Consider the following 23,316-nt stretch of genomic DNA (forward strand, 5'->3'; position numbering starts at 1 on the left):
TAAAAAATGAGCGAAGAGATGAAATATGGCGAGAAAATTTTAAAAGAATTTGACGTAGAGAGTGACCTTGAGGTCTGGGAAAATAAGCAAACAAGGGACTATGTCATAAAGATCACTCTGCCTGAATTTTGCTGCCTTTGCCCTCGCTCTGGTTATCCTGACTTTGCGACGATCTATCTTGAGTACATACCAAATAAGCTAGTTGTTGAGCTAAAAGCGATAAAGCTTTATATAAATAGCTTTATGAACCGCAACATCAGCCACGAAGATAGTATAAATGAAATTTACTCTGTTTTAGAGAAAAAACTTGAGCCAAAATTTATGAAGATAGTTGGTGACTTTAACCCACGTGGAAATGTTCATACAGTTATTGAGATCAGCTCTGATCTAGTCGTAAAAAAGCCAGCTGAGGAGAAAGAATTTACTCCAAGAAGTAGGGAGAGAAGTTTTAGTGATAAGCCACGTGAGAGACGAAGTACAAGTGATCGTGGCAGCAGCAGGGGCAGCAGAGATGATAAATTTAAAAAAGATGACAAACCAAGAAGAAGCTCAAATAAAGAGGGATTTAGAAAGATAAGCTATGCCGATGATAAGAAGCCAAAAGTAGTCAAAAAGGATAAATAATGATAAGTGCTAAGCTTATAGAACATATCTTTAAAGCAGCATCTATATCACGTTGGAACGACTATCCAAAGATGGCAAATTTAGTCGAGCTTGATAAGCAGGCTCATAAATTTATCATCGCTTATTTCATAGCAAAACAAGAGCAAGACGCCGATATGAACTATATCATTGAGGCTGGAATTTTTGAGTTTTTAAGTAGGGTTGTAGTCACTGACATACGACCAGATGTATTTCATCACATACAAAAGACAAAAAAAGAGCAGATAAATAGCTGGGTCTTAAGCAACCTAGAGGGACTGATCTCAGAAATCGAAGATGGCAAATTTTTAGAGAGATTTAAAAACCACTTTAAAAATGATAAAAAGCATGAAAAAGAACGCCTCATCCTAAAAGCAGCTAGCTATCTTGCCACGAGGTGGGAATTTTCTATTGTCTATCAAACGAGCCAGTTTTTAAGCGATATCGACGAGCTTAAGGCGAAGGTTGAGGAGGAGATGGAGGATTATTACGAATTAATAGGCGTTAGAAAGATCGCTATGAACCAAAAATTAGCCCGCCTTGTTGATCTAAGCGGTAGGCTAAGGTTTCAAAAGCGCTGGGCACAAACGCCTCGCATTCCAGAAACTGCAGTCTTAGGGCATATGCTAGTAGTTGCGATACTTAGTTATTTTTACTCACTCAAAGCAAAAGCTTGCAAAAAGCGCCTAGAAAATAACTTCTTTTGTGCACTATTTCACGACCTACCAGAGAGTCTCACAAGGGACATCATAAGCCCTGTAAAGTACGGTGTAAAGGGGCTAAATGAGATCATCAGCGAGTATGAGATGAGGCTTATTGATGAGAGGATTTTGCCATTTGTACCGGAAAAGATCAAAGATGAGTTTAGCTACATCCTTGGCATTAGAAAAGATGGCGAGAAATTTATAAAAGATGAGTTTGAAAATAGGACTTATGAGCGCAAGATCATCTGCCACGAAGGGACGATGGAAAACGTAAATGAGGATAAATTTAACCCAATCGATGGCAAAGCGCTAAAATACTGTGACAAACTCTCAGCCTACATCGAAGCTGGAATTTCTATAAGCTACGGCGTCAAGTCAAAAGAGCTAACTGACGGCTTTAATAATATGTATAAATTTTTTAGCGAAAAACCTAAGATCGATGGAGTGGATTTTTTAGAAATTTGCGATGATTTTAATGAGCATTTTGGTTTAGAAAGACCCCCTCTCAGATAACTGCGGCACACACTTAATACAAGTGCTCTGCTGTGTTCCCACCCTGAAGCGGTGCTCATAAAAAGCATTGCACAGGTCTAAGAAGGAGCTTCGCAATCATACAGAAACTATACTTAAATTTAGTTTTATAGTTACATTTTTAAAAATTTAGCTTTAAAAGTATATAATCAGCCCAAATTTCATAAAAAGTAGAGTAATGTCTGGAAAGTTTAAACTTCGTTTTTTATCAGCTTTTAGAGATTTTTTTATCTATCATCACAAATCTTTAGAATTTCGTGCAAAAATTTTTGCCGCTATGATCTCTGCAAAATTTGACCCAGACGAAGATGATTTTTTTGTTTTAAATGACATTACAAATGAAATTTATGAAAATGACCAAACCAGAAAAGATTTTTTGATCCAAACTGTTAAAGAGTATGTAGCCAGAGTTAAAAGAAACGATAGGATCACACTTGATACACTACTTTTAAGCATTGATAAAGACCTAAAAGATCACAGAAGATACGCCAAAAAGATAGATTTTTCTCACCTTCGTCGCTTGATGAGTGGCTGTGAGGAAGAAATTTTAGTTCAGCAAAGAGTTTATGAGTTTTTAATAAACGAAGTTAAACTCTATTCTTAAAATTATCATTCATTTTAAATTTTTAATCATCAACTAGCATAAAAATTATTTCTTCATCTGAATAGCAGTCTGGATCATTTCATCACTTGTTGTGATACTTTTTGCACTAGCCTCATAAGCCTTTTGTGTGACTATAACCTCACTTAGCGCTTGACCAAGATCGACATTACTCATTTCAAGTTTATTTGCAAGAATTTGTGAGCCATAAATAGTCTCACCAGCTTTATTTTTATAAAAAAATGCTTCACCTGAATTTGGAGTTGCTTCATAGAGATTATCACCAACTTTTGATACGCCTTGGTCGTTTTGGAAGTGATAAAGTGCAACTTTTGCTACGATAAGTGAACGAGAATTGTCAAAATTTGCCATAATATTTCCACGGTCATCGACGCTATATTTTGTGAGATTTCCTTCGGCGTAGCCATCTGCTTTTATGACAAAGTCTTTTTTTGAATTGGCCGAGCTTGTTATGCCATTATAGACGTTTGAATCTCCATCGCCAAGAAAATTTAAAGCCATGTTTCCAACACTTGTTAATGTATTTGTAATAAGCCTGCCGCTACCATCAAAAGTAAGTGTTCCCATAGCTGTATTTTGTACAACACCATTAGCATCAGTTATCGTAGCTGTAGCATTCCAAATGGTTTGATTGTCACCTTGAGGGATTTGTTTTGTAAAATTTATAGTTACTAAGCTCTTTGTACCATCACTGTTATATATCTCTGAGCTTAGTTTTTCTTTATTAGCTACTTCAACTAGTGATGTAACTTCGGCTTTTACATCTAAGCTAGCAAAATTCATAAATTTTAGGCTTTTATTGTTTATATGCCAGCTGCCATCACTCTCTAGCGTGGTTGAAAACTCACTAAATTTACCATCGCCGTCTTTTACTTTTACCACTACGCTATCGCCTGCTTTTGCACCAAAGTTCGTCTGACTTAGTGGGATTTGCCCATTTAGTGAGATAGTTTTGTTTGTATTATCAAGTGTATAATTAAAATTTGCCGCATCAATGGCTGTTGTTCGTTTATCTGTTATAAGGCTTGAGTCTAGGTTGCCTTTTAAATTTATATTTTTTGTCTGCTTGGCTGGCATATATAAAAAATGAGGTAAATTTATACCTTTTTGTGAGCCAGTATCGCCTAGTTTTAGATCCTCTTCTTTTGCAGTAAATGCTTGCGTGGTGCCTTTTGTTTGACCATATTTTCTAAGAGCATTAGCACTTGGAGTGACTGGAGTAAAACTTGTTAACGTACCAAGAAGCAAGTTGCCTTTATTATCTACTAAATTTCCAGCCCCATCTATATCGAAGCTACCTGTTCTTGTGTAGTAGTTTCTACCATTTTTATCAACGACACCAAAAAAGCCTTTACCACCTATGGCTAGGTCAAAGTTATTATCAGTATTTTGAAAACTACCATTTGTCATCTTTAAAGCTGTCGTTTGTTTTGTAGCTCCAAGACCTACTTGATTGTTAGTTGGACCACTTCCAGCAGAAGCCATATGTTGATTGATTAAATTTTTAAACTCAGGGATTGAAGCTTTAAAACCTACGTTGTTGATATTTGAAATATTATTTGCCCAAACATCCATGCCAAAGCTTTGTGTTTTAATGCCACTAATTCCGTTGTAAAAACCTCTCATCATGGCTTTTATCCTTCGTAAAATTCAGATATTTTATCCATTGGGACATATTCGCCTGCGATTTTTATCATAGCTTTGCCGTCTACAAATTTTACTGCCTCAACCGGATAGCTACCTACTTGAGTCTTGTATGAATTACCATCTTTTCCAGTGTAATTAACAGAGACTGTATATGCACCATTTGGTAATTGTTTTCCAGAATCATCTTTGCCATCCCAAGATATTCTGCGGACTCCTGATTTTAGATCTTTTATATCGATTGAACGAACGACCTCTCCATTTGCATTTTTAATTTCAAGCTTACCATTTGCAAGATCTGATTTAAAATAAAGTGCAAAATTTACAGTTTTTTGCTCATCTGTTAGTAAAACTGAGTTTGAACCAGTTGAGACCATTTTTCCAAGGGCTGAGATAGCGTAGGCATTTGCATTTGATTTTAATTGATTTACAAGCTCTTTCATAGCTGAGTTTGTATTTTGTTGCATCTCTAGTGAAGCTAGTTGGCTAGTTTGCGTAAGCATTTTTTCAGTATCCATAGGGCTTGTTGGATCTTGATACTGAAGCTCTGTTAAAAGTAGCTTCATAAATGCATCTTTATCTAGCTGCGCATTTGGGTTAGTTCCTGTGCCAGCTGCTGCATCTTGCTTTGCTTTTGCCTTTTTCTCGGCGTTTTTTTGTTGAGTTGTTTGTGTAGTTATATCTGAAACTGAAGCCATAATCTCTCCTAAATATATCTTGGTATTACTAGCTCAAGCAAGCTTTGTTCCGCTTGAGTGTTTTCGCTCTCATCGCTTTGATTTGAGCTATATTTATTCTTTGCTTGTTCTTTTTTATCTTGTCTTTGATTTTGATCTGAGAAATTCATCTCAAGCTCGGTAAATCCCATATTCACAAGACTATTTTTAAACTCGGCTTGATTTTGTAAAAAGAGATTCATCGTAGCCGTGGTTGAGTTAAAATTTACATGTAAGTTGTTGCCTCGATTTACCATCGTGATCTCGACCTCGCCTAAATTTAGAGGATTAAGCGTTATGTTAAAACGAGTGATCGGAGCTTTGTAGTTTTGCACCTGCTCTTTTAGCGTAGAAGAGAAGTTGCTAAGCGTCTCTTTTATCTCAGCCTTTGTCTGAAGCTGGTGTTTAGCGCTATTTGCGATGTCTTTTACCATCTGATTTAGTTCTGATTTATTATCACTGCTAAAAGTCTCTTCGATTGGCTCACTTTTGGTCATCTGCTCTCTTTCAGGGAATAGTAGCGACTCAAGAGTTGGAGCTTTTTGTGCTTTTTGCTCGTGTAAATTTACCTTCGCTTTTGGCTCTTTTGGCTGCTCCTCTGGTTCAACATCCACAAGCTCATCATCAAGCTTTACTTCACTATCTAGCTTTTTAGGCTCTTCTTTTACTAAATTTTTAACTTCATTAGTTGGATTTATCACAACCTCTTTTAGCAATGTATCAAGCTTTACGACCTCTTTTGATTCATTTTTTATGATAGTTTGCTCGACCTCGTTTTTTAGCTCTTTTAGGTAAAAAGGCTTCTCCTCGGTTTTTATCGGCGTGAAAAATTCTTTCTTGCCCAAATTTTTAAACATCTCATTTAGTTTTGGCACATCCTCATTTGAAATTTCTATATTTTCAAGGCCAAGGTCAAATTTCTTAGCAAGATTGATAAGGTCACTAACGCTCTTAACATTACTAAGCTCTTCGACGTTTTCAGACACACTTAAGAAATTCGCTATTTTGTCGCTAAAATTTGGAAATTTGCTTACTTTTTCATTGCCATTTAGAATTTCTAAAACTTGCAAAAGCTGCATGAAATTTGCATTTTCATAGAGCTCGTTTTTTGTATTTTCGTCTAAATTTTCTTCAAGTGCAGTTGAAATTTTTGCCGCACTTTCGCTTTGTGCTTTTTGCAGTGTCTCTTTTTGAGTGGTAACCGTTTTTACTATCTCTTTGACATCTTTTTCAGTGATTTTTTGGCCGCTATTTGCCTTGCTCGCAGCCGCATCCAAAACCATCGACAAAAACTCGCCGTTGTTTTGAGACTTCTTCGCAGCCGCAGGCTTTTTAGTAGCCGCAGGAGCTAACAAATCTACGTTGTTTTTCGCTGTATAAGCTTGCATTTAAACCTTTCAAATTTTTAAACTTAATGCCAAACATGCAAAATCTATTCCAAAAATTAATTTCTTGATATCAGCTTAAAATTTATAAAAATTTGGCTATAATCTGCCCCTATTTTAAAACTGACAAACAAAAAATAGCAAACTAATAAACGGAGAAAAATTTGGAAAAGATACGAAATATAGCCGTTATCGCACACGTCGACCACGGTAAAACAACAATGGTTGATGAGCTTTTGAAACAGTCAGGAACATTTAACGAACATCAAAGCGTTGGCGAACGTGTCATGGATAGCAACGACATCGAAAGAGAACGTGGCATCACGATCCTTTCTAAAAATACTGCTATTCGTTACAAAGATACAAAGATCAACATCATCGACACCCCAGGCCACGCCGACTTTGGTGGTGAGGTTGAGCGCGTTCTTAAGATGGTTGATGGCGTTTTGTTGCTTGTCGATGCACAAGAAGGCGTTATGCCACAGACTAAATTCGTCGTCAAAAAGGCACTCTCACTAGGACTTCGCCCAATCGTTGTCGTAAATAAGATCGATAAGCCAGCAGGCGATCCAGACCGCGTTATAAATGAAATTTTTGACCTTTTTGTCGCACTTGATGCAAATGACGAGCAGCTAGAATTTCCAGTAGTTTATGCTGCTGCTAAAAATGGCTACGCAAAGCTAAAACTAAGCGATGAAAACAAAGATATGCAGCCACTTTTTGAGACTATCCTAGCTCACGTACCAGCTCCAAGTGGTAGCGACGAGAACCCACTTCAGCTTCAAGTTTTCACGCTTGATTATGACAACTATGTCGGCAAGATCGGCATTGCAAGGATTTTTAACGGCAAGATAGCTAAAAACCAAAATGTCATGCTCGCAAAGGCTGATGGCACAAAGACAACTGGTAGAATTTCAAAACTCATCGGCTTTATGGGACTTGATAGGATCGATATAAACGAGGCTGGCACTGGCGACATCGTAGCGATCGCTGGCTTTGACGCGCTTGACGTTGGCGATAGTGTCGTTGATCCAAACAACCCTCATCCGCTTGATCCTCTTCATATCGAAGAGCCAACACTTAGCGTTGTATTTTCTGTAAATGATGGCCCATTAGCAGGTACTGAGGGCAAACACGTTACATCAAATAAGATCGATGAGCGCCTTGCAAACGAGATGAAGACAAATATCGCGATGAAATACGAAAATATCGGCGAGGGCAAATTTAAAGTAAGTGGCCGTGGTGAGCTTCAGATCACCATTTTGGCTGAAAATATGCGCCGCGAGGGCTATGAGTTTTTACTTGGCAGACCTGAGGTCATCGTAAAAGAGATAAACGGTGTAAAATGCGAACCATACGAGCTTTTGGTTATCGATGCACCTGATGATACGACAGGCACAGTCATAGAAAAACTTGGCAAAAGAAAAGCGGAAATGGTCTCTATGAACCCAACAGGTGATGGCCAAACAAGGATCGAATTTGAGATACCAGCGCGCGGCCTTATCGGCTTTAGAAGCCAGTTTTTAACTGACACAAAGGGCGAGGGCGTTATGAACCACAGCTTTTTGGAGTTTAGACCACTTAGTGGAACAGTGGAGCATAGAACAAACGGCGCACTAGTTTCTATGGAAAACGGCGTAACGCTTGCCTATTCGCTATTTAACTTGCAAGATCGTGGCGTGCTATTTCTTGATCCACAAGCAAAAGTCTATGTGGGTATGATCATCGGTGAGCATAGCCGTCCAAACGACCTTGACGTAAATCCTATCAAGGGTAAAAACCTAACAAACGTGCGTGCTAGCGGTAGCGACGATGCGATCAAGCTTGTGCCACCTAGAAAGCTAAGCCTTGAGCGCGCGCTAGAGTGGATAGAAGATGACGAGTTAGTCGAGGTTACACCTATAAATATCCGCGTTCGCAAGCGCTATTTAGACCCAACAGAGCGCAAAAGAAAAGCAAAACTCTAATCAAAATTTGTCATCTAGCCCCTTTGTAAAGGGGCTAATAATTAAACTCTAAAAACAGCAAATAAATTTATATAAATTTCTCATACTTTTTTTGCATTATTTATTTAAGTTGGCTTTGTTCAAGACGAAATAGAGCCATTCTCTCTCATTTAAAATTTATCAATCTTAAAACTATTTATGCTTTAAAATACCATACTCACTTTTCTATTTTTGCTTTTAATGTAATCAATACAAAAATGTTTAGTTTATGCTAGAATCGGTGAAAATTTAAAGGAAACCGATGAAAAAACTAAAATTTATCTTTGCTTTTGCCGCGGCGTTTGTTTTTAGCGGTTGCTACGAGACGATGCTGCTTACGCGCGTACCGATCTCGGCGCTTGCTTCGGATAAAGGCGCGGACGTGAAATCCACGATCGTGCTAACGGGTATAACGCCGCAGACGCACGAAACGAAGACGGTAACGGACAACGTGCGGGTTTTTGTCCCCGACGCTAAATTTAAGGATTTTCCGACGGGAGAAACCGCCTACGAGATGAGCGTGAGCGCCGGTAAGGGCGAAAAAGGCGGCAAAAACTCGGATAAGCGCGCCGTGCGGATATATCTAAGCCCAGACGGCGACGTCTACGGCAAGCTTAGCAAAAATATGCTCGAGCAGTACGCGGGCGCGGCAAAACAGGGCGAAGCGCCGACGCTAAAAGCGGCGATCAAATTTGAAAACGACACGAAGGACGTCTATGAGCTGGTCGTGGGCAACGACTTTAAGGCTAGCGATGAGGCGCAAACGGGCGGCGTTTATACCTTGATGCCTGGGCAGGTTACGGGGGCTATCTGGGCGGATAGCGCGGCGGTACGTGACGCGGTCGCGGGCAAAGCGGTTAAAATCGGCACTCTAAAAAAGACGGCGAAATGAAAAACGTAAAAATAGGCTTCATTGGCGGCGGAAATATGGGCGGCGCGATGATAGAGGCGCTTTGGCGCGCGCAATCTGACGAAGCGGACGCGGGGCGAAGCTCGGCCGAGGGCGAGCGAAAATCCAGCGGCGGCAGCGAGACGCAAAGGGCGGAAAATTTAGTGCAAACTGGCAAAAACGTAAGCCAGCGCGAATGCGAAAAAAAGACGAAATTTGAAATCCTAGCCTATGCTAGAAGCAAAAACGAGGCTTTGCGGCAGAGATTCGGCGTAAAAATAGCCGCGAGCGAAACGGATCTAGCGCGCGAAGCGGACGCGGTCGTGCTGGCTACTAAGCCCGCTAGCTACGAGGCTATCTTGCGCCTGATCGCGCCCGATCTTGCGGGCAAAATTTTGCTTCTTTTGGCGCCGGGTTTTGACATAAAACGCGCTAGGCAAATCGTAGGCGAGGGCGTTTATATCGCTCGTGCGATGCCAAATATCGCCGCTTGCATTGGCGCATCGGCCATGGCTCTTTGCTTTGACGCTGGATTTAGCGAGGCTAAGAAAGAGACCGTGCGCGAGATAATCGCTAAAATCGGTAAAATTTACGAGATAGACGAGGCTGGGTTTGCCGCATTTACGGGCATCGCGGGAAGCCTGCCCGCGTATGTTTGCGCCTTTATCGAGGCTGCGGCCGATGCGGGCGTGCGGGGCGGACTGCCTAGGCGGCTTTGCTACGACGCCGTCTGTGCGGCCGTGGAAGGGACGGCGCGCCTGATCCAAAGCGGCAAGCACCCGGCCGCGCTAAAAGACGAGGTCTGCTCGCCGGCGGGAACCACGATTGAGGGACTTGCCGCGCTTGAAAAAGGCGGATTTCGCGGCGCTTTGATGCAGGCCGTCGCCGCTTGCATCGCCAAAGCGCGGGGTTAGGCAAATTTTTAAGGATAAAAATGAAAAATTTATTATTTGCGCTATTTGCGGCGTTAAATTTATTCGCTAGCGAGCCTGGCCTTTCGCCATTGCTAGCCGCAGATACGCTAGAAAAGCTCAAAAAATGCAAAAACCCCGATCTAAACGCTACCAAAGAGTGCGTGCAAGCGGGCATAGTAGCGGCTAACTTAAAGCAAGACTACGGCGCGGCGGAGGGGCTATTTAGCCTAGCTTGCGCCAAAGGAGACGGCGAGGGCTGCTTTTATCTAGGCGAACTTTATAAAAATAATCTAGTAAAAGCCGCAGACAAGAGCGAGCGCGAGACTAAGATTAGCGCGTATTACAAGGCTAGCTGCGTCCTTTACGAGTATTTGCCGGGTTGCTTGGCGCTAGCAAATTTTATGCAAGAAGAGCTGAGCGACGAGGTGCAGTCGTTTGCGATAAACAATACCCTATGCAACAAAAAATACGCTCCCGGATGCTACAACGTGGGTTGGATGATAGAGCGAACGGGAGGCGATATTGGCGAGATGATGGAGTATTACGAGCGCTCGTGTAAGCTAGGCTACGTAGGCGGCTGCGCGAGAGCGGCGTGGCTGTATGAGGGAAATTTCAACGAAAACAGATACGAGCAAGTAAAAAAAGACGCGAAAAAGGCAAAGCAAATGCGAAAAAAGGCGTGCGAGCTAGGCGATAAGCAAAGCTGTTAAATTGACAATAAGGCGTTTTGACAAAAATTTTAAAACGATAAAACTCTAGAAAGTCTTAGCATAGCCAGCAATGTAGAGTAGTAACTTTTAGCATATTTTTGAATTCTGCAAGAAGTTTGCTAGTTTAAGTTTTTAAGTTTATAAAAACTTTGCCATACTTTTTATAGTAGCTAGTGAAGTAAAGTTAAATTTTTACTTCACTAGATCCATAATTAAAATTTTTACAGAGCTTGTAAGCTAGAAAAATTTTACTTATACCTTCAGCAATTAAGCCATCCAATAAAACTCATTGATAAATTTTCTGCCAAATCTTATTTTTAATAAAAATGAATATTAACTTTCTTAAATAAAGCTAAATACAACAATGTAATTTTAAGCCATTAGGTTATAAGATTTTTTTAAATTTTATTTTTAAGGATTGCAACATGAAAATGCTATTTTTAGCCCCTGTCTTAGCATGTAGTCTTGCTTTTAGTGCCGATGTCATCGCAAAAGATGCCAATATAACGCTAGATGGCAAGATGATAGGAAAGATCGAGGTTTTAACACCAGTTGAAGTCGTCGAAAAAGGTGATAAAACGAGTAAGATCAAGGTTAATGGCGTAGTTTCGGCAAACTATTTAGCCCAACTTCAAAGAAGTATAGAAGATCCTGAAGTTTTTGTAGCTTTTAATGACGAGAGCGAGGCAAATTTCAAAAAAGTAAAAGACCTTGAAGACGACTACGGCGAGGTTTGGTATCAAGTTGATGGCGTTTATGAAGTGCCAAATGACGCACTTGGTGGCAACCAAAAAGAGCTTTACGCAAAGGCAAAGAAAATTTACGAAGAGACCTGCTCGGCATGTCACAGGCTACATGAACCAAACAGCTTTACAGCGGCTCAGTGGCCAGCAAATTTAGCTGGAATGGTCGATGCAAAATTTGTAGCACTAGACGAAACTGACCTAAATTTAGTGCTCAAATACTTACAACACAATGCCAAAAAAGTAAAATAAATTTTCATAAGGGAGAAAATATGAAAAGACGAGATTTCATAAAATTTTCTGCGCTTGCAGCCACTGCGGCACAAGCAAGTAGGATTGAAGGCGTGACAAAAACCATTTTTGACCAAAACAAAACCTTTGGCGCAAATAGATTTGGGCTATTTTGGGCAAATACCAACTCAAATCAAATCGTCTCTGTTGATCCATTTGAGGGCGATAAATTCCCAAATACCATGAATAATAGCTTGCCAGACCTCATCCAAAACGAAAGCCGCGTGCTCTATCCATACGTAAGAAAGAGCTACTTAAAGGCAAAAGGCGCAGCAAAAAGTGAGCTTCGTGGCAAGGAAGAATTTGTGCGTGTTAGCTGGGATACAGCACTTGATTTAGCTGCAAAAGCCTTAAAAGAAAATTTTGACAAATATGGCCCTGAAAGCATCTACGGCGAATGCTACTGGTGGGGTGGTAGCGGTAAGATCAGCTGGGGCAGAACTGTTGGTCACAGGATGCTAAAAGTGCTTGGCGGATACGTCGAAGAGAGTGGCGACTACTCAACTGGAGCTGGCCTTGTCATCATGCCTCACGTCCTTGGAAATAGTGCGGTTTATGACGCTCCTACAAAATGGGAAGCTATGGTTAAAAATGCTAAGAACATCGTATTTTGGGGCACTGATCCGCTTGTAACTGGTCAAATTTCATGGCAGCCACCAACACACGATGGTTATCTTGGTATTAAAAAGATAAAAGATGCTGGCATTAAAACCTATAGTGTTTGCGTCTTTAAAAATGACACCACAAGATACCTTGACTCTGAAACTATCATCGTTCGTCCAAACACTGACGTAGCAATGATGCTTGGTATGTGCCACTATCTTTATGAAAACAATCTTTACGACGAGGAATTTATAAAAAAATACACAGTTGGTTTTAATAAATTTAAAGATTATTTGCTTGGTACGACCGACAAAGTAGTAAAAGATATAAACTGGGCTAGTAAAATTTGTGGTGTAAAAGCTGAAGAGATTGCAAAATTTGCTACTGTACTCGCAAAAGAGCCAAGCACTATCATCGCTGGTAGATCACTTCAAAGACAAGACCATGGCGAAATGAGCTTTTGGGGTATCGTAACTCTTAGTGCGATGCTTGGCCACATCGGCAAAGAAGGTCTTGGATTTGAGTTTAACCTCTACTACGGAAACGGCAGTACGGATAAGATAGCACCTGCTCTAAAAGGTATCAGCACTAGAATAAGCGAGAAATATGAAAACGTAGATGGTGCTCCGTGGAAGAAATTTAAAAACGTAACCATCCCATCTTCAAGATCAATCGAAGCCTTACAAAATCCTGGCAAAGAGATAGACTATGATGGCTCTAAGATCAAACTTCCACATATGAGAGTAGCTTATATGGCCTCTGGTTCGATGTTTACAAGACACCAGGATGTAAACAATGCAGTTAAAGCATGGCGTAAATTTGATACTGTTATCACAGCTGAGCCATTTTGGACAAGCACAGCTAAACTAAGCGACATCGTCTTACCAGTGGCGCTTGAGGTAGAAAGAAATGACATCAACCAAAGTGTCCCATCAAGCGAATACATCGTGGCATACAAACCAGTAGTTGAGCCAATGGGTGAAAGCAGAAGTGACTACTGGATCTGCTCACAAATTTGCAAACGCTGGGGTAGAGAAGAGGTCTTTACAGAGGGTAAAGATGAACTTGGCTGGGCAAAAGAATTTTACGCAGATGCGGTGGAACAAGCTAAAACACTAGATCTTAAAATGCCAAACTTTGATGAGTTTTGGAAAGAGGGCTATGTCAAATTTGACAAAGACAATGAAGAGACAAAATACTACACAAGACTTAGTGCATTTAGAGAAAATCCACACAAAAATCGCCTTGGCACGCCATCAGGCAAGATAGAGATCTACTCTCCAACTATTGCTAAATTTGGCTACAAAGACTTTGCTCCACACTTTGCTTGGATCGAGCCGTTTGAGTGGCTTGGTAGTGAAAAAGCTAAAAAATATCCATTTAGCATCACAACCCCACACTCAAGATACCGCTTGCACTCTCAGCTAAATAACTCAATAATCAGAAACTACGCTGAAGTGAGCGCAAGAGAGCCGATGCTAATAAACACAAATGACGCTAAGAAAAAAGGCATCGCAACTGGCGATGTAGTGAGAGTCTTTAACGACAGGGGCGAAATTTTAGTAGGAGCACTTGTCACTGACATCATCCCAGAGCGTGTCATCGCTATTTGCGAAGGTGCATGGTACGACCCTGAAGTGCTTGGCGAAAGAAGCCTTTGCAAGCACGGTTGCATCAATGTCCTAACACGTGATAAAGGTACATCTAGCATCGCTCAAAGCAACTGCGGACATACGATACTAGCGGATCTTGAAAAATATAAAGGCGAGATCAAACCAATAACTGCGTTTTCTAAACCAAAAATTTTACAATCTTTGTAGAATTTATATAAATTTAGCCCTCGTTTGGGGGCTAAATTATTTTTAGGTCATTTATATCTTCAAATTTGATCCTAGTTTTTACAACCATAAGAGTTTTATTTTTGAAATTTACATCGGAGATTAGCCCTCTAGCACTTGCATAGGTATAGCCGTCATAGTAGCTCACGTATACTTCATCAGCTGCTCTTAGCCTGCTTATCTTTTTTAAAATTTCATCCACCATGCTTTCATCAAGTTCAAGCTTTTCTCTTCTCTCACGCTCTTTTTGGCGGAGGGCTCGCTCTAAGGTTGATAGCGGATTAAACGAGCTAAAAATTTTTGCTCTATCTTTACTCGCCACTTTTGTGCCCTCCGATCTTTTTATTTCTATCTTGCCCAGTGGCTTCTGGTAGTAGATCGATAGCTCTTAAAACCGAGTTTTTACCAAATTTTTCTTTTATGATATTTAGGGATTTTAAAACCGCCTTTTCTTTAGTATCATCCTCAAAAAGACTAGAGTGAGCTAGGCTCTCTTTTACTACGTCGTTTACACTGATGCTAATTTGCCTAATCAGCCCAACATTTTTTATCTTATTTAAGAGCAACTCTTCGGCTGAACTCATCAGCATGCTCGAAACATTTGTTGGTGTCTTAAACCGAACGCTCGCACGTTGTAGCGGCTTGAGTTTGTCGGCAAATTTTATATTTATCGTTATTCCACTTGCCATTACTTCTTTGTTGATCAGCCTAAGTGCTAGTCTATCAGCCATTTCTTTTAGTACGACTACCGCCTCACAACGTTCATAGTCTCTTGGTAAAATTTCAGAGCTAAAATAGGATTTTGTGCTTGGTTTATATGTTTTTATGTCAGCTATTGTCGTTGGCTCTATGCCATTTGCGTGATCTATCGTTATATAGGCATCAACTCCAAAAAATTTCTCAAGCAAGCTTCGCGGAGCATTTGCTATATCTTTCATACAAAAAATTCCATGTTTTTCCAGCTTTAGTCTAGTTTGCTTACCTATACGCCAAAAGTCATCTAAAGGTTGATGCGTCCAAAGACGTTCTTTATAAAGCTGCTCGTCTAAAAATGCAATCCCATCATCACTGTGCTTAGCTAAGATATCAAGGGCGATTTTTGCAAGGTATAAATTTGTGCCCATGCCACAAGTGGCAGTCACGCCAGTAGTTTTTAAAATTTCATCCATTATCTTTTTGGCTATGGATTTTGCATCGGTATTATAAAATTTAACATAAGAAGTAAGATCGATAAAGGCCTCATCGATAGAATAGACATAGATATCATCTTTTGAGACATATTTTAGGTATATCTCATAAATTTTAGCCGCATAGTCGATGTAAAACTGCATTCTAGGCGGTGCGATGATAAATTTTATAGCCTTTGGTATTTCAAAAAGCCTGCATCTATTTTTCACACCTTTAGCTCTAAGGGCTGGACTAACGGCTAGGCAAACACTTCCGTTGCCACGACTATCGTCAGCCACGACCAGATCGGCTTTAAACGGATCAAGTCCTCGCTCCACGCACTCAACTGATGCGTAAAAGGACTTTAGATCAATGACGGCATAAAATTTTTGCACTTCGTTTTTCATGGAGTGATTATAGATGAAAATTAGTAAAAGTTCGTTTTTGAAAAATCGATCTTAAGGCTAAAATTTCTAATAAAAATTTTTTAGAAACAAAATAAGTAAAATGGATAAATTTTACTAGTGGAGCCAGAGCAAATGCAACGCACAACGAAGTTAATATAATTGGTTCTACTATCGAAAAAAGTAGACAATCAGGTGTTTATATTGATTTAACAGATAGAAGTGATGTAAATTCTAGCAAAGTAAAAATAAAAATGGCGAGTCTATACTTGGGGCTTTTGCTATACCAATAGATGTGACTTTTAAAATGAATGACTTTATGAGCGACTCAATGGGGGCTATTGAGCTTGATCTAAATGCACTAGAAGTTGCAAATTTGTTTGGCACATCTCATCTTGCTAAATATGCATTTGCTGATGACTTTGGTTATAAAAGCGACGTATATCAGCCAGCATACGAAAGCGATGAAAAAAACGTGATCAGTTTTGCAAATGTAAATGGATTTAAAGCAGACTATGATGAGAGCGGCATTGATCTAAAAGGTGTTGGCTTATCAGCTGGCGTAGCATTTAGTGCAAAAGAGAACATTTATGGAGCTTTTATTGAGAACTCATACGCTAAATTTGATAACAGCGATGAAGATGCCAAAATAGATGGCAGAGTTAGAAACTATGGACTTGGTATTTTTTCAAGGCTAAATTTGCCGCGTGATTTTTATATCGATCTCATGGCAAAAGCTGGTAGGAGTCAAACTAAGTTTGATGCGAAAGACATAGATTATAAAATCTCGATGCCATACTACAATGCTAGCTTTGGCGTCGGCAAAAAGATAAAATTTGATAGCTTTATACTTGATAGTGGGCTAAACTACGCACTCTCTTATGTCGGTAGCGATGAGGCAAATATCGGACAAAGCACATTAAAATTTAGCAGCGTTACATCAAGTAGAGATAAAATTTACTCAAAAATAGCCTATGATGCTGGTAAATTTAATCCTTATGGAAAAATTAGCGCTGAGTATAAATTTAACACCAAGTCAAAAATAGCGGTGATCCAAGAAGACGAGGAGATCAGCCTAACTCAAAAAGGTACAAGTTCAGAGGTTGAGGTCGGTCTAAGATATACGCCAACTTATGTGACACTCATAAATTTTGGCATAGCACAATCTTTTGGTAAAAAAGATCAAAGCAGCGCAAAACTTCAGTTTGCTTATAGATTCTAAAATTTAGTGGCTTTTAGGCCACTAAATTTTACTCGTTTTATAGATTTAGCCGTAAATTTTCTTTAAATTTTCAAGCTTTGTGCTAGCATTTAGTAGTAACATATCGGCGATAACTAGCCTTATCATCGCGGTTGTAACGACGCTTCCTCGTATGCCTATACAAGGATCATGTCTACCCCTTAGCTCAAAGTCTACCACTTCGCCAGCTAAATTTAGCGTCTTTTGCTCTTTAAATATCGAAGGTGTAGGCTTAAAATGGCTCTTTAGCACGATCTCGGCGCCACTGCTTATGCCCCCAAGTATGCCACCAGCGTTATTGCTCAAAAAGCCAAGTTCGTCCATCTCGTCGTTGTTTGCTGAGCCAAGCATAGAGCTTACATTCACGCCAGCACCGATCTCTACGGCTTTTACGCCGTTTATTCCCATCAAAGCCGCTGCTAAAGCGCTATCTAGCTTATCATAAAGTGGCTCGCCAAGACCAGCTGGTACGCCTTTAGCCACGCTTAAAACCACAGCTCCCACGCTATCGTGCTCGCTTCTAGCTTTATTTATCACTTCTTTCATCGCTTCTTCATTGCCAAGAGCATAAATTTGAGAATTTTTAGCAAAGTTAAAGTCTATTTTGTCGCTAAAAACTTTGCCTATACCAAGCACTCCACTTAAAATTTCTATATTAAACTCATTTAAAAGTAGCTGCGCAAAAGCCCCACCAGCTACTCTAACGGCCGTTTCTCTTGCGCTTGAGCGTCCGCCGCCTCTATGATCTCTAAAGCCATATTTTTTGAAATAAGTAAAATCCGCATGGCCTGGACGGAAAATTTCACGTAAATTGTCATAGTCATTTGACTTTTGATTGTTATTAAAAATGGCAAAGCCTATCGGCGCCCCAGTGCTTATACCATCAAAAAGACCACTAAAAATTTCTATCTTGTCAGCCTCGTCTCTTGCGGTTGTGAAATTGCTTTGTCCTGGGCGACGCTTGTCAAGCTCACTTTGGATAAAATCTGTATCGATCTTTAGCCCAGCTGGAAGTCCGTCTATCACGCCACCGATCGCCACTCCATGGCTCTCACCAAAGGTTGTTAAGGTTAGTTTTTTGCCAAATGTATTCAAAATTTTTCCTATTTTTTGATTTTTTCTAGTGCGATTTTTGCTGCAAGCTGTTGGGCTTGCTTTTTAGAGCTGCCAACGGCGCGTGAAATTTCTTTTCCATTTAGTAGCAAGGCTATCTCAAATTCTTTCTTGTGATCAGGACCTGACGTGCCGATGAGTTCGTATGTTGGTATGACACCAAGACTGGCCTGAGTGACCTCTTGAAGAGCGGTTTTGTAGTCCTTTTCAAGGTGTGCAAAGTCGATCTGTGGATAGCAAAGCTCAAGCAGGGCGATCGAAATTTCTCGCACTTTATCAAGTCCAGCCTCAAGGTAGATAGCACCCATCACAGCCTCAAATGCGTCGCTTAAAATGCTATCTTTCTCGCGCCCGCCATTATTCTCTTCGGCCGTGCTTAACCTTAAAAATTTACCCATTTTTAGATGCCTTGCCATATTTGCAAAGCTTTTTTCATTTACAAGCGCAGCTCTTAGCTTACTCATGTCGCCCTCTGCGATCTTGCTAAATTTCTTAAAAAGATACTCAGCCACAAGCAGATCCATTACCGCATCACCCAAAAACTCTAGCCTCTCGTTATTTAACGCCTGTTTGGTGCTCTTGTGCGTTAGTGCCTCTTCTAAAAGTTCAGTTTTTTTAAATTTATATCTAAGACTTTCTTCAAATTCTTCTAAAATTTTCATCTTTCATTCTCATCTTTTATTTTTAATGCCTCATCTCTTGCCATCTGGTCGCACTCCTCGTTTTCAGGGTGTCCAGCATGCCCCTTAACCCAGCTTGCCACGACTTTGTGAGGCTTTGAAATTTCTAAATACTCCTGCCAAAGCTCTACATTTTTTACATTTTTAAAATTTCTCTTTTGCCAGTTAGAAAGCCACTCATTTATGCTATTTACCACGTATGAGCTATCGGTAAATAGTCTCACTTCACAAGGCTCTTTTAGAGCTTTTAGTCCCATTATCGCAGCTTTTAACTCCATTTGGTTATTTGTCGTATATGCCTCGCCGCCGCTTGCTTTTTTCTGCGCTTCATTAAATCTCAATATATATGCCCAGCCTCCAGCTCCAGGGTTTCCAAGACACGAGCCATCACTAAAAAGTGTTACTATCTTCACTTGCTTTTTCTGTGATGTGGGATAAAATTTTGACACTTCCTAGCTCGTGACAGACCGGACAGCGGTAAAAATGCATAGGAAATGAGTTTTTGCAGCTTTTGCAAACATAGTTAAAGCTTAACCCAGCCGCGTCAAATTTAGCATCTTTTAGTTTTTTGATAACGTTTAGCTCAAAGCCATCAATTTCACATGGCTCATCTATATCACCCTTTGCATAAAAGAGTGATTTGTACTTTGAATCGCTTAAATTTATAGGCGTTTTTAGGTTGTAAAGCAGATCGATCACATCTTCAAAACGAGCAAAATCTTTTAAATTTTCTAAATTTTCATTGTGTCTTATGAAAAGGGCTAAGATCATGCGCTTTAAAAGCTCAAAATTTTGGCTAAGATGGGAGAGAATTTCTACCTTTTCATTAAAGCTTAAATTTCTATCATCAAGCGTGCTGATCGCCTTTATATAGGCCTTTTGATCTTTTACATTTACACCAAGCTCTTCAAGAGAATTTAGCGCATAAAGAGCTTCTTTGTAGTTTTTAAGTTTTTCATCTATCATCGTTAAAAAGCGAAGTGCAAGCACATTTCTTGGGCTTAGTTCAAGCACTTTTTCAAAGACTTCACTAGCTTTTTTTAAAAATCCAGCCTTAAAATAGACCTCTCCAAGCTCGTTTAGGATAAATTCTTTTTCATTTTTATCTCTAACTTTGCCAAGCGCTATGAGATAAACACTAATTGATTTTTCAAAATCACCATTTTTAGCAAAAGTTTGCCCTAGCATGCAAAGGCTTTGGGCGTCTATCTCTGGGCTTTGTAGCATCTGCTTATGCTCGCTACTTATGCCGTCTTTGCTATCAAATTTTCTTATAAATTTTTCAATGCGTTTTTTCTCATCTTTGCTTGAAAAGATACCCCAAGCATAGCTTAATGCGGCTATCATCAAAATAATGCTAAATAAAATAATAAGGCTAAATATCGGATCTCTGTGCCCAATGAAAAAAATATCCACGCTCATACTTTGTAATAAAATTTTACTTTAATTATAACAAAGCGGTTGTATAATTTTGCTTATGATAGATCCAAAATCCATAGAAAAACTCAAAAATCAAATCGATATCGTTGACATTATAGAGCACTATTTGCCAGTTAAAAAAATGGGTGCAAACTATAAATGCGTCTGCCCATTTCACGATGATAGAAATCCTAGTATGAGCATAAGTCAAAGCAAACAAATTTTTCACTGTTTTGCTTGCAAGGCCGGCGGAGATGCGATCAAATTTGTAATGGATTATGAGAAATTAACCTATCCAGAAGCTATCGAAAGAATAGCTAGCCTTGTAAATTTTAGTCTCGAATACACAAGCGACAAAGCCCCAACACAAAAAGAAAATAAGCACATTTTAGAAAAGGCGAATGCCTTTTATAGGAGCGAATTTTTCAAGCATGAAGCCGCTGTGAGATATATCTATTCTCGTGGTATAAATGACGCGATGATCGAGAAATTTGAGCTTGGCTGGGCTGGGGATAGTGCTAGTACTATTAGGCTTTTACAAAATGAAAATATCGAGCCAAAAGAGGCACTTGAAGTTGGAATCGTAAAGCAAAACGAGAAGGGAATTTATGCTAGTTTTATCGAGCGTATCACATTTCCCATATATGCTCACACGGCAAAATTAGTTGGCTTTGGCGGTAGAACGATCTCAGATCATCCTGCAAAATATGTAAATTCTCCACAAAGCATGGTTTTTGATAAGTCAAAGCTACTTTACGGCTATCATTTAGCTAGGCAAAGCATTTTTGAAAAAAAGCAGATCATCATCACAGAGGGATATCTAGATGTTATCATGCTGCACTTTGCTGGCTTTACAAACGCCGTTGCTGTGCTTGGGACTGCGCTTACGACTAATCACTTGCCACTTTTAAAAAGAGGAGAGATAAGCGTAGTACTTTGTTTTGATGGTGACTCGGCTGGTATAAATGCCGCTATAAAATCATCTCGTCTTTTAGTGCAAAACGAAATAGATGGAAGTGTTGTCATTATAAAAGATGGTGCAGACCCTGCGGATATGGTTTTTGCAGGTAGAAGCGACGAGCTAAAAGAGATGTTTGGCTCAGGGACTGAGCTTGGCGAGTTTTATATTGAGCAAGTTGTAAAAAAATATGATATTACGCGCCCAGTGCAAAAGCAAAAATGCTTAGAAGAGATAGTGGAATTTACAAATTCTCTAAAGCCAATAATCGCAAAAAGTTACGAATTATTGGTCTCAAATTTACTCAAAATAGAGCTAAATACTTTTAGTCTTCATGGGCAAAGATATATAAATAGACAAGATCAAAATTTTACAAATGCTGCAATAAATAAACAAATGGCTCAAAAAAAAGATAAAACTGATATTTTGGAATTTAGCGTTTTAAAGAGCATGCTTGCAAATAAAAATTACGAAACTATCGTTTTAAACGAGCTTGAGGAGAAATTTTTCTTGCATCATAAAGATTATTTTCAGGCTGTTTTATTGCCAAATATTCAAGATAACGCGGTACTTGTTAGAGAAATTTATGTTGATGAGAGCTCAAACGTAGCTTCTAGTGAAGAGAGCCTTAAAGAGGCCATTTTAAAGCTAAAACTAAAATACTACGAAAAGTTTCGCGAAGATACTAGAAAATCACAAAAACCAAATAAAATCGAAATAATGCAAAAAATTTCAGAGATTATTAAAGGCTTACACAACAAGCTACAAAAAAATTAGATTTCAAAATTTAACACTTATTCAGCTTTAAATCATAAAACTAAATGTAAAATGTTCAAAGTAATAAATGTTTTTAAGATTAGTTTTATTTTTAAGGATTTATTATGATAAATTTTAAAAGATTTGAGGCGAATTTTAATGCTATAAGCAGATTTGGAGCATTAAAAGGTGGAGGGCTAACAAGGCTTGCATTTAGTAAAGAAGACTTGGAAGCTAGAAATTTTCTTATAAATTTAATAGAAGAAAATGGCTTTAAACTTAAAATTGACAATGTTGGCAACATCTTTGCCATCTATGATGATGGCTGTGAGCCAGGCGAGAAGCCAGTTTGTGTGGGCTCTCACATAGATAGCGTGCCAAATGGTGGCTTTTATGATGGTACGCTTGGCGTTATGGCTGGACTTGAAGCATTAACCTCGATAAAAGAAGCTGGCATTAAGCTAAAGCGTCCGCTTTGGCTCATAAATTTTTGCTGTGAAGAATCAAGTCGTTTCAAGACAGCGACCATTGGCAGCAAGATAATAAGCGGCAAACTTGGTCTACAAAGGCTTCATGAGCTAAAAGACGAAGATGGCATTTCGCTTTTTGAAGCGATGAGTAAATTTGGACTTGAACCACAAAATTTAAATGATTCTCTTTTAAAAGAACACTCACTTCATTCATATTTAGAACTTCACATTGAACAAGGTCCAGTGCTTGAGCGAAGCGGCATAAGCGTTGGCGTAGTAAGTGGGATCGCCGCTCCTATAAGATTTGAAATTATTATTCATGGTAAGGCAGATCACAGCGGTGCGACTCCGATGAATATGCGAAATGACGCCCTGCTCGCTGCTTCACACATAATAATCGCTGCAAATAAATTTGCAAAAAGCAAAAAAACAGCTGTAGCAACCGTTGGTTACGCACATGCAAAACCAGGCGTTTTAAACGTCGTGCCAGGCGAGGCAAGGCTTGGAGTTGATCTAAGAGATATTGATAAGACAAGCTTAGAAGAGCTAAATTTAGAGCTTAGAAATTTTATAAAAGAGCTAAGTAGTGAGCTAAAATTTAGTTATGAGATAAGAGAACTAAGTAGTGACGAGCCAGTAAAACTAAGCGATCATGCTATAAATTTACTAAGCGAAGAGGCTGCTAAACTGGGCATAAAAACGCTTACTTTGCCAAGCGGAGCTGGACACGATGCGATGAATCTAACAAAACTTGCAAGTAGCGTTGGCATGCTTTTTATACCTTGCGTTGGTGGCATCAGTCACAATATAGCAGAAGCTATAAATTTTGATGATGCTTTCAAAGCTACACAAATTTTAACAAATGTACTAATTAAACTATCAAATGAATAAG

The 23,316-nt window shown here is 39.4% G+C and carries 20 protein-coding genes, 1 other RNA gene and 1 pseudogene; 12 read left to right on the forward strand and 10 right to left on the reverse strand.

Going from position 1 to position 23,316, the window contains the following annotated elements:
* Positions 1 to 6 precede the first annotated feature (6 nt).
* A complete protein-coding gene (queF, locus tag F3H00_RS01375) occupies positions 7 to 624 on the forward strand; it encodes a preQ(1) synthase (RefSeq protein WP_223155217.1) in 618 nt (205 codons plus the stop codon).
* On the forward strand, positions 624 to 1,859 hold the full coding sequence (locus F3H00_RS01380; protein ID WP_148799400.1) for an HD domain-containing protein: 1,236 nt from the start codon (positions 624 to 626) through the stop codon (positions 1,857 to 1,859). The genes queF and F3H00_RS01380 overlap by 1 nt, the downstream gene beginning before the upstream one ends.
* On the opposite strand, the gene ffs is transcribed toward F3H00_RS01380, so the two are convergent.
* Positions 1,846 to 1,943: signal recognition particle sRNA small type (gene ffs, locus F3H00_RS01385), an RNA gene on the reverse strand. The two genes, F3H00_RS01380 and ffs, sit on opposite strands and share 14 nt — an antisense overlap.
* Positions 1,944 to 2,055: 112 nt before the next feature.
* Here ffs and F3H00_RS01390 point away from each other — a divergent pair.
* Positions 2,056 to 2,481, forward strand: a complete 426-nt coding sequence (locus F3H00_RS01390; RefSeq protein WP_148799397.1) for a hypothetical protein — start codon at positions 2,056 to 2,058, stop codon at positions 2,479 to 2,481.
* A gap of 45 nt (positions 2,482 to 2,526) precedes the next feature.
* Here the strand turns inward: F3H00_RS01390 and F3H00_RS01395 are convergent, their stop codons facing one another.
* The 3 genes and pseudogenes from F3H00_RS01395 to fliK form a co-directional block, all read right to left on the reverse strand.
* A complete protein-coding gene (locus tag F3H00_RS01395) occupies positions 2,527 to 4,128 on the reverse strand; it encodes a flagellar hook protein FlgE (protein ID WP_187424089.1) in 1,602 nt (533 codons plus the stop codon).
* 5 nt (positions 4,129 to 4,133) lie between these two features.
* Positions 4,134 to 4,841, reverse strand: a complete 708-nt coding sequence (locus F3H00_RS01400; protein ID WP_021090228.1) for a flagellar basal body rod modification protein — start codon at positions 4,839 to 4,841, stop codon at positions 4,134 to 4,136.
* Positions 4,842 to 4,962: 121 nt separating this feature from the next.
* Positions 4,963 to 5,206: pseudogene (fliK, locus tag F3H00_RS10810) on the reverse strand (flagellar hook-length control protein FliK); the annotation flags it as partial.
* 1,202 nt (positions 5,207 to 6,408) lie between these two features.
* On the opposite strand from fliK, the gene typA reads away from it, so the two are divergent.
* The 6 genes from typA (at position 6,409) to F3H00_RS01435 (ending at position 14,199) form a co-directional block, all read left to right on the forward strand.
* Positions 6,409 to 8,211 carry a translational GTPase TypA gene (gene typA, locus F3H00_RS01410; RefSeq protein ID WP_148799393.1) on the forward strand — a complete coding sequence of 601 codons (1,803 nt, stop codon included), beginning with the start codon at positions 6,409 to 6,411 and terminating at the stop codon, positions 8,209 to 8,211.
* Between the two features lie 532 nt (positions 8,212 to 8,743).
* Complete coding sequence (locus tag F3H00_RS10465; RefSeq protein WP_223155218.1) at positions 8,744 to 9,121, forward strand: hypothetical protein; 378 nt, start codon at positions 8,744 to 8,746, stop codon at positions 9,119 to 9,121.
* On the forward strand, positions 9,118 to 10,032 hold the full coding sequence (gene proC / locus F3H00_RS01420) for a pyrroline-5-carboxylate reductase (protein WP_148799390.1): 915 nt from the start codon (positions 9,118 to 9,120) through the stop codon (positions 10,030 to 10,032). Before F3H00_RS10465 ends, proC begins: the two co-directional genes overlap by 4 nt.
* 20 nt (positions 10,033 to 10,052) lie before the next feature.
* Positions 10,053 to 10,742 carry a tetratricopeptide repeat protein gene (locus tag F3H00_RS01425; protein WP_148799388.1) on the forward strand — a complete coding sequence of 230 codons (690 nt, stop codon included), beginning with the start codon at positions 10,053 to 10,055 and terminating at the stop codon, positions 10,740 to 10,742.
* Between the two features lie 425 nt (positions 10,743 to 11,167).
* Complete coding sequence (locus F3H00_RS01430) at positions 11,168 to 11,737, forward strand: hypothetical protein (RefSeq protein ID WP_107785600.1); 570 nt, start codon at positions 11,168 to 11,170, stop codon at positions 11,735 to 11,737.
* A 20-nt stretch (positions 11,738 to 11,757) separates the two neighbouring features.
* The gene (locus F3H00_RS01435; RefSeq protein WP_148799386.1) at positions 11,758 to 14,199 is read left to right on the forward strand and encodes a molybdopterin-dependent oxidoreductase; all 2,442 of its coding nucleotides are present in this window, start codon (positions 11,758 to 11,760) and stop codon (positions 14,197 to 14,199) included.
* Between the two features lie 31 nt (positions 14,200 to 14,230).
* On the opposite strand, the gene F3H00_RS01440 is transcribed toward F3H00_RS01435, so the two are convergent.
* Entirely contained in the window at positions 14,231 to 14,539 is a 309-nt protein-coding gene (locus F3H00_RS01440) for a YolD-like family protein (RefSeq protein ID WP_148799384.1), read from the reverse strand.
* Positions 14,529 to 15,791 carry a Y-family DNA polymerase gene (locus tag F3H00_RS01445; RefSeq protein WP_148799382.1) on the reverse strand — a complete coding sequence of 421 codons (1,263 nt, stop codon included), beginning with the start codon at positions 15,789 to 15,791 and terminating at the stop codon, positions 14,529 to 14,531. The genes F3H00_RS01440 and F3H00_RS01445 overlap by 11 nt, the downstream gene beginning before the upstream one ends.
* A 316-nt stretch (positions 15,792 to 16,107) precedes the next feature.
* Between F3H00_RS01445 and F3H00_RS01450 the strand changes: the two genes are divergently transcribed.
* Positions 16,108 to 17,010, forward strand: coding sequence for an autotransporter outer membrane beta-barrel domain-containing protein (locus F3H00_RS01450; protein WP_187424088.1), 903 nt, complete (start codon positions 16,108 to 16,110; stop codon positions 17,008 to 17,010).
* Between the two features lie 45 nt (positions 17,011 to 17,055).
* Here the strand turns inward: F3H00_RS01450 and aroC are convergent, their stop codons facing one another.
* Genes aroC through F3H00_RS01470 form a run of 4 tightly spaced genes read right to left on the reverse strand, consistent with a single transcriptional unit; the run spans position 17,056 to position 20,243 of the window.
* Positions 17,056 to 18,123 carry a chorismate synthase gene (aroC, locus tag F3H00_RS01455; RefSeq protein WP_103580300.1) on the reverse strand — a complete coding sequence of 356 codons (1,068 nt, stop codon included), beginning with the start codon at positions 18,121 to 18,123 and terminating at the stop codon, positions 17,056 to 17,058.
* A gap of 8 nt (positions 18,124 to 18,131) precedes the next feature.
* Positions 18,132 to 18,803 carry a ribonuclease III gene (rnc, locus tag F3H00_RS01460; RefSeq protein WP_103559543.1) on the reverse strand — a complete coding sequence of 224 codons (672 nt, stop codon included), beginning with the start codon at positions 18,801 to 18,803 and terminating at the stop codon, positions 18,132 to 18,134.
* Complete coding sequence (rnhA, locus tag F3H00_RS01465; protein WP_021090299.1) at positions 18,800 to 19,234, reverse strand: ribonuclease HI; 435 nt, start codon at positions 19,232 to 19,234, stop codon at positions 18,800 to 18,802. Before rnhA ends, rnc begins: the two co-directional genes overlap by 4 nt.
* Entirely contained in the window at positions 19,212 to 20,243 is a 1,032-nt protein-coding gene (locus tag F3H00_RS01470) for a tetratricopeptide repeat protein (protein ID WP_223155219.1), read from the reverse strand. Before F3H00_RS01470 ends, rnhA begins: the two co-directional genes overlap by 23 nt.
* Before the next feature lie 55 nt (positions 20,244 to 20,298).
* Between F3H00_RS01470 and dnaG the strand changes: the two genes are divergently transcribed.
* Positions 20,299 to 21,975, forward strand: a complete 1,677-nt coding sequence (dnaG, locus tag F3H00_RS01475) for a DNA primase (protein WP_148799703.1) — start codon at positions 20,299 to 20,301, stop codon at positions 21,973 to 21,975.
* A 104-nt stretch (positions 21,976 to 22,079) separates the two neighbouring features.
* Positions 22,080 to 23,315, forward strand: a complete 1,236-nt coding sequence (locus F3H00_RS01480) for a M20 family metallo-hydrolase (protein WP_148799373.1) — start codon at positions 22,080 to 22,082, stop codon at positions 23,313 to 23,315.
* The last annotated feature ends 1 nt before the right edge of the window (position 23,316 follow it).

The organism is Campylobacter concisus, assembly GCF_902460845.1.
GTDB classification, from domain to species: Bacteria; Campylobacterota; Campylobacteria; order Campylobacterales; family Campylobacteraceae; genus Campylobacter_A; species Campylobacter_A concisus_X.

Coding starts and splice junctions, on each gene's coding strand:
- queF (WP_223155217.1), top strand. CDS start 7: ATGAGCGAAGAGATGAAATATGGCGAGAAAATTTTAAAAGAATTTGAC.
- F3H00_RS01380 (WP_148799400.1), top strand. CDS start 624: ATGATAAGTGCTAAGCTTATAGAACATATCTTTAAAGCAGCATCTATA.
- F3H00_RS01390 (WP_148799397.1), top strand. CDS start 2,056: ATGTCTGGAAAGTTTAAACTTCGTTTTTTATCAGCTTTTAGAGATTTT.
- F3H00_RS01395 (WP_187424089.1), bottom strand. CDS start 4,128: ATGATGAGAGGTTTTTACAACGGAATTAGTGGCATTAAAACACAAAGC.
- F3H00_RS01400 (WP_021090228.1), bottom strand. CDS start 4,841: ATGGCTTCAGTTTCAGATATAACTACACAAACAACTCAACAAAAAAAC.
- F3H00_RS10465 (WP_223155218.1), top strand. CDS start 8,744: ATGAGCGTGAGCGCCGGTAAGGGCGAAAAAGGCGGCAAAAACTCGGAT.
- proC (WP_148799390.1), top strand. CDS start 9,118: ATGAAAAACGTAAAAATAGGCTTCATTGGCGGCGGAAATATGGGCGGC.
- F3H00_RS01425 (WP_148799388.1), top strand. CDS start 10,053: ATGAAAAATTTATTATTTGCGCTATTTGCGGCGTTAAATTTATTCGCT.
- F3H00_RS01430 (WP_107785600.1), top strand. CDS start 11,168: ATGAAAATGCTATTTTTAGCCCCTGTCTTAGCATGTAGTCTTGCTTTT.
- F3H00_RS01435 (WP_148799386.1), top strand. CDS start 11,758: ATGAAAAGACGAGATTTCATAAAATTTTCTGCGCTTGCAGCCACTGCG.
- F3H00_RS01445 (WP_148799382.1), bottom strand. CDS start 15,791: ATGAAAAACGAAGTGCAAAAATTTTATGCCGTCATTGATCTAAAGTCC.
- F3H00_RS01450 (WP_187424088.1), top strand. CDS start 16,108: ATGAGCGACTCAATGGGGGCTATTGAGCTTGATCTAAATGCACTAGAA.
- rnc (WP_103559543.1), bottom strand. CDS start 18,803: ATGAAAATTTTAGAAGAATTTGAAGAAAGTCTTAGATATAAATTTAAA.
- F3H00_RS01470 (WP_223155219.1), bottom strand. CDS start 20,243: ATGAGCGTGGATATTTTTTTCATTGGGCACAGAGATCCGATATTTAGC.
- dnaG (WP_148799703.1), top strand. CDS start 20,299: ATGATAGATCCAAAATCCATAGAAAAACTCAAAAATCAAATCGATATC.
- F3H00_RS01480 (WP_148799373.1), top strand. CDS start 22,080: ATGATAAATTTTAAAAGATTTGAGGCGAATTTTAATGCTATAAGCAGA.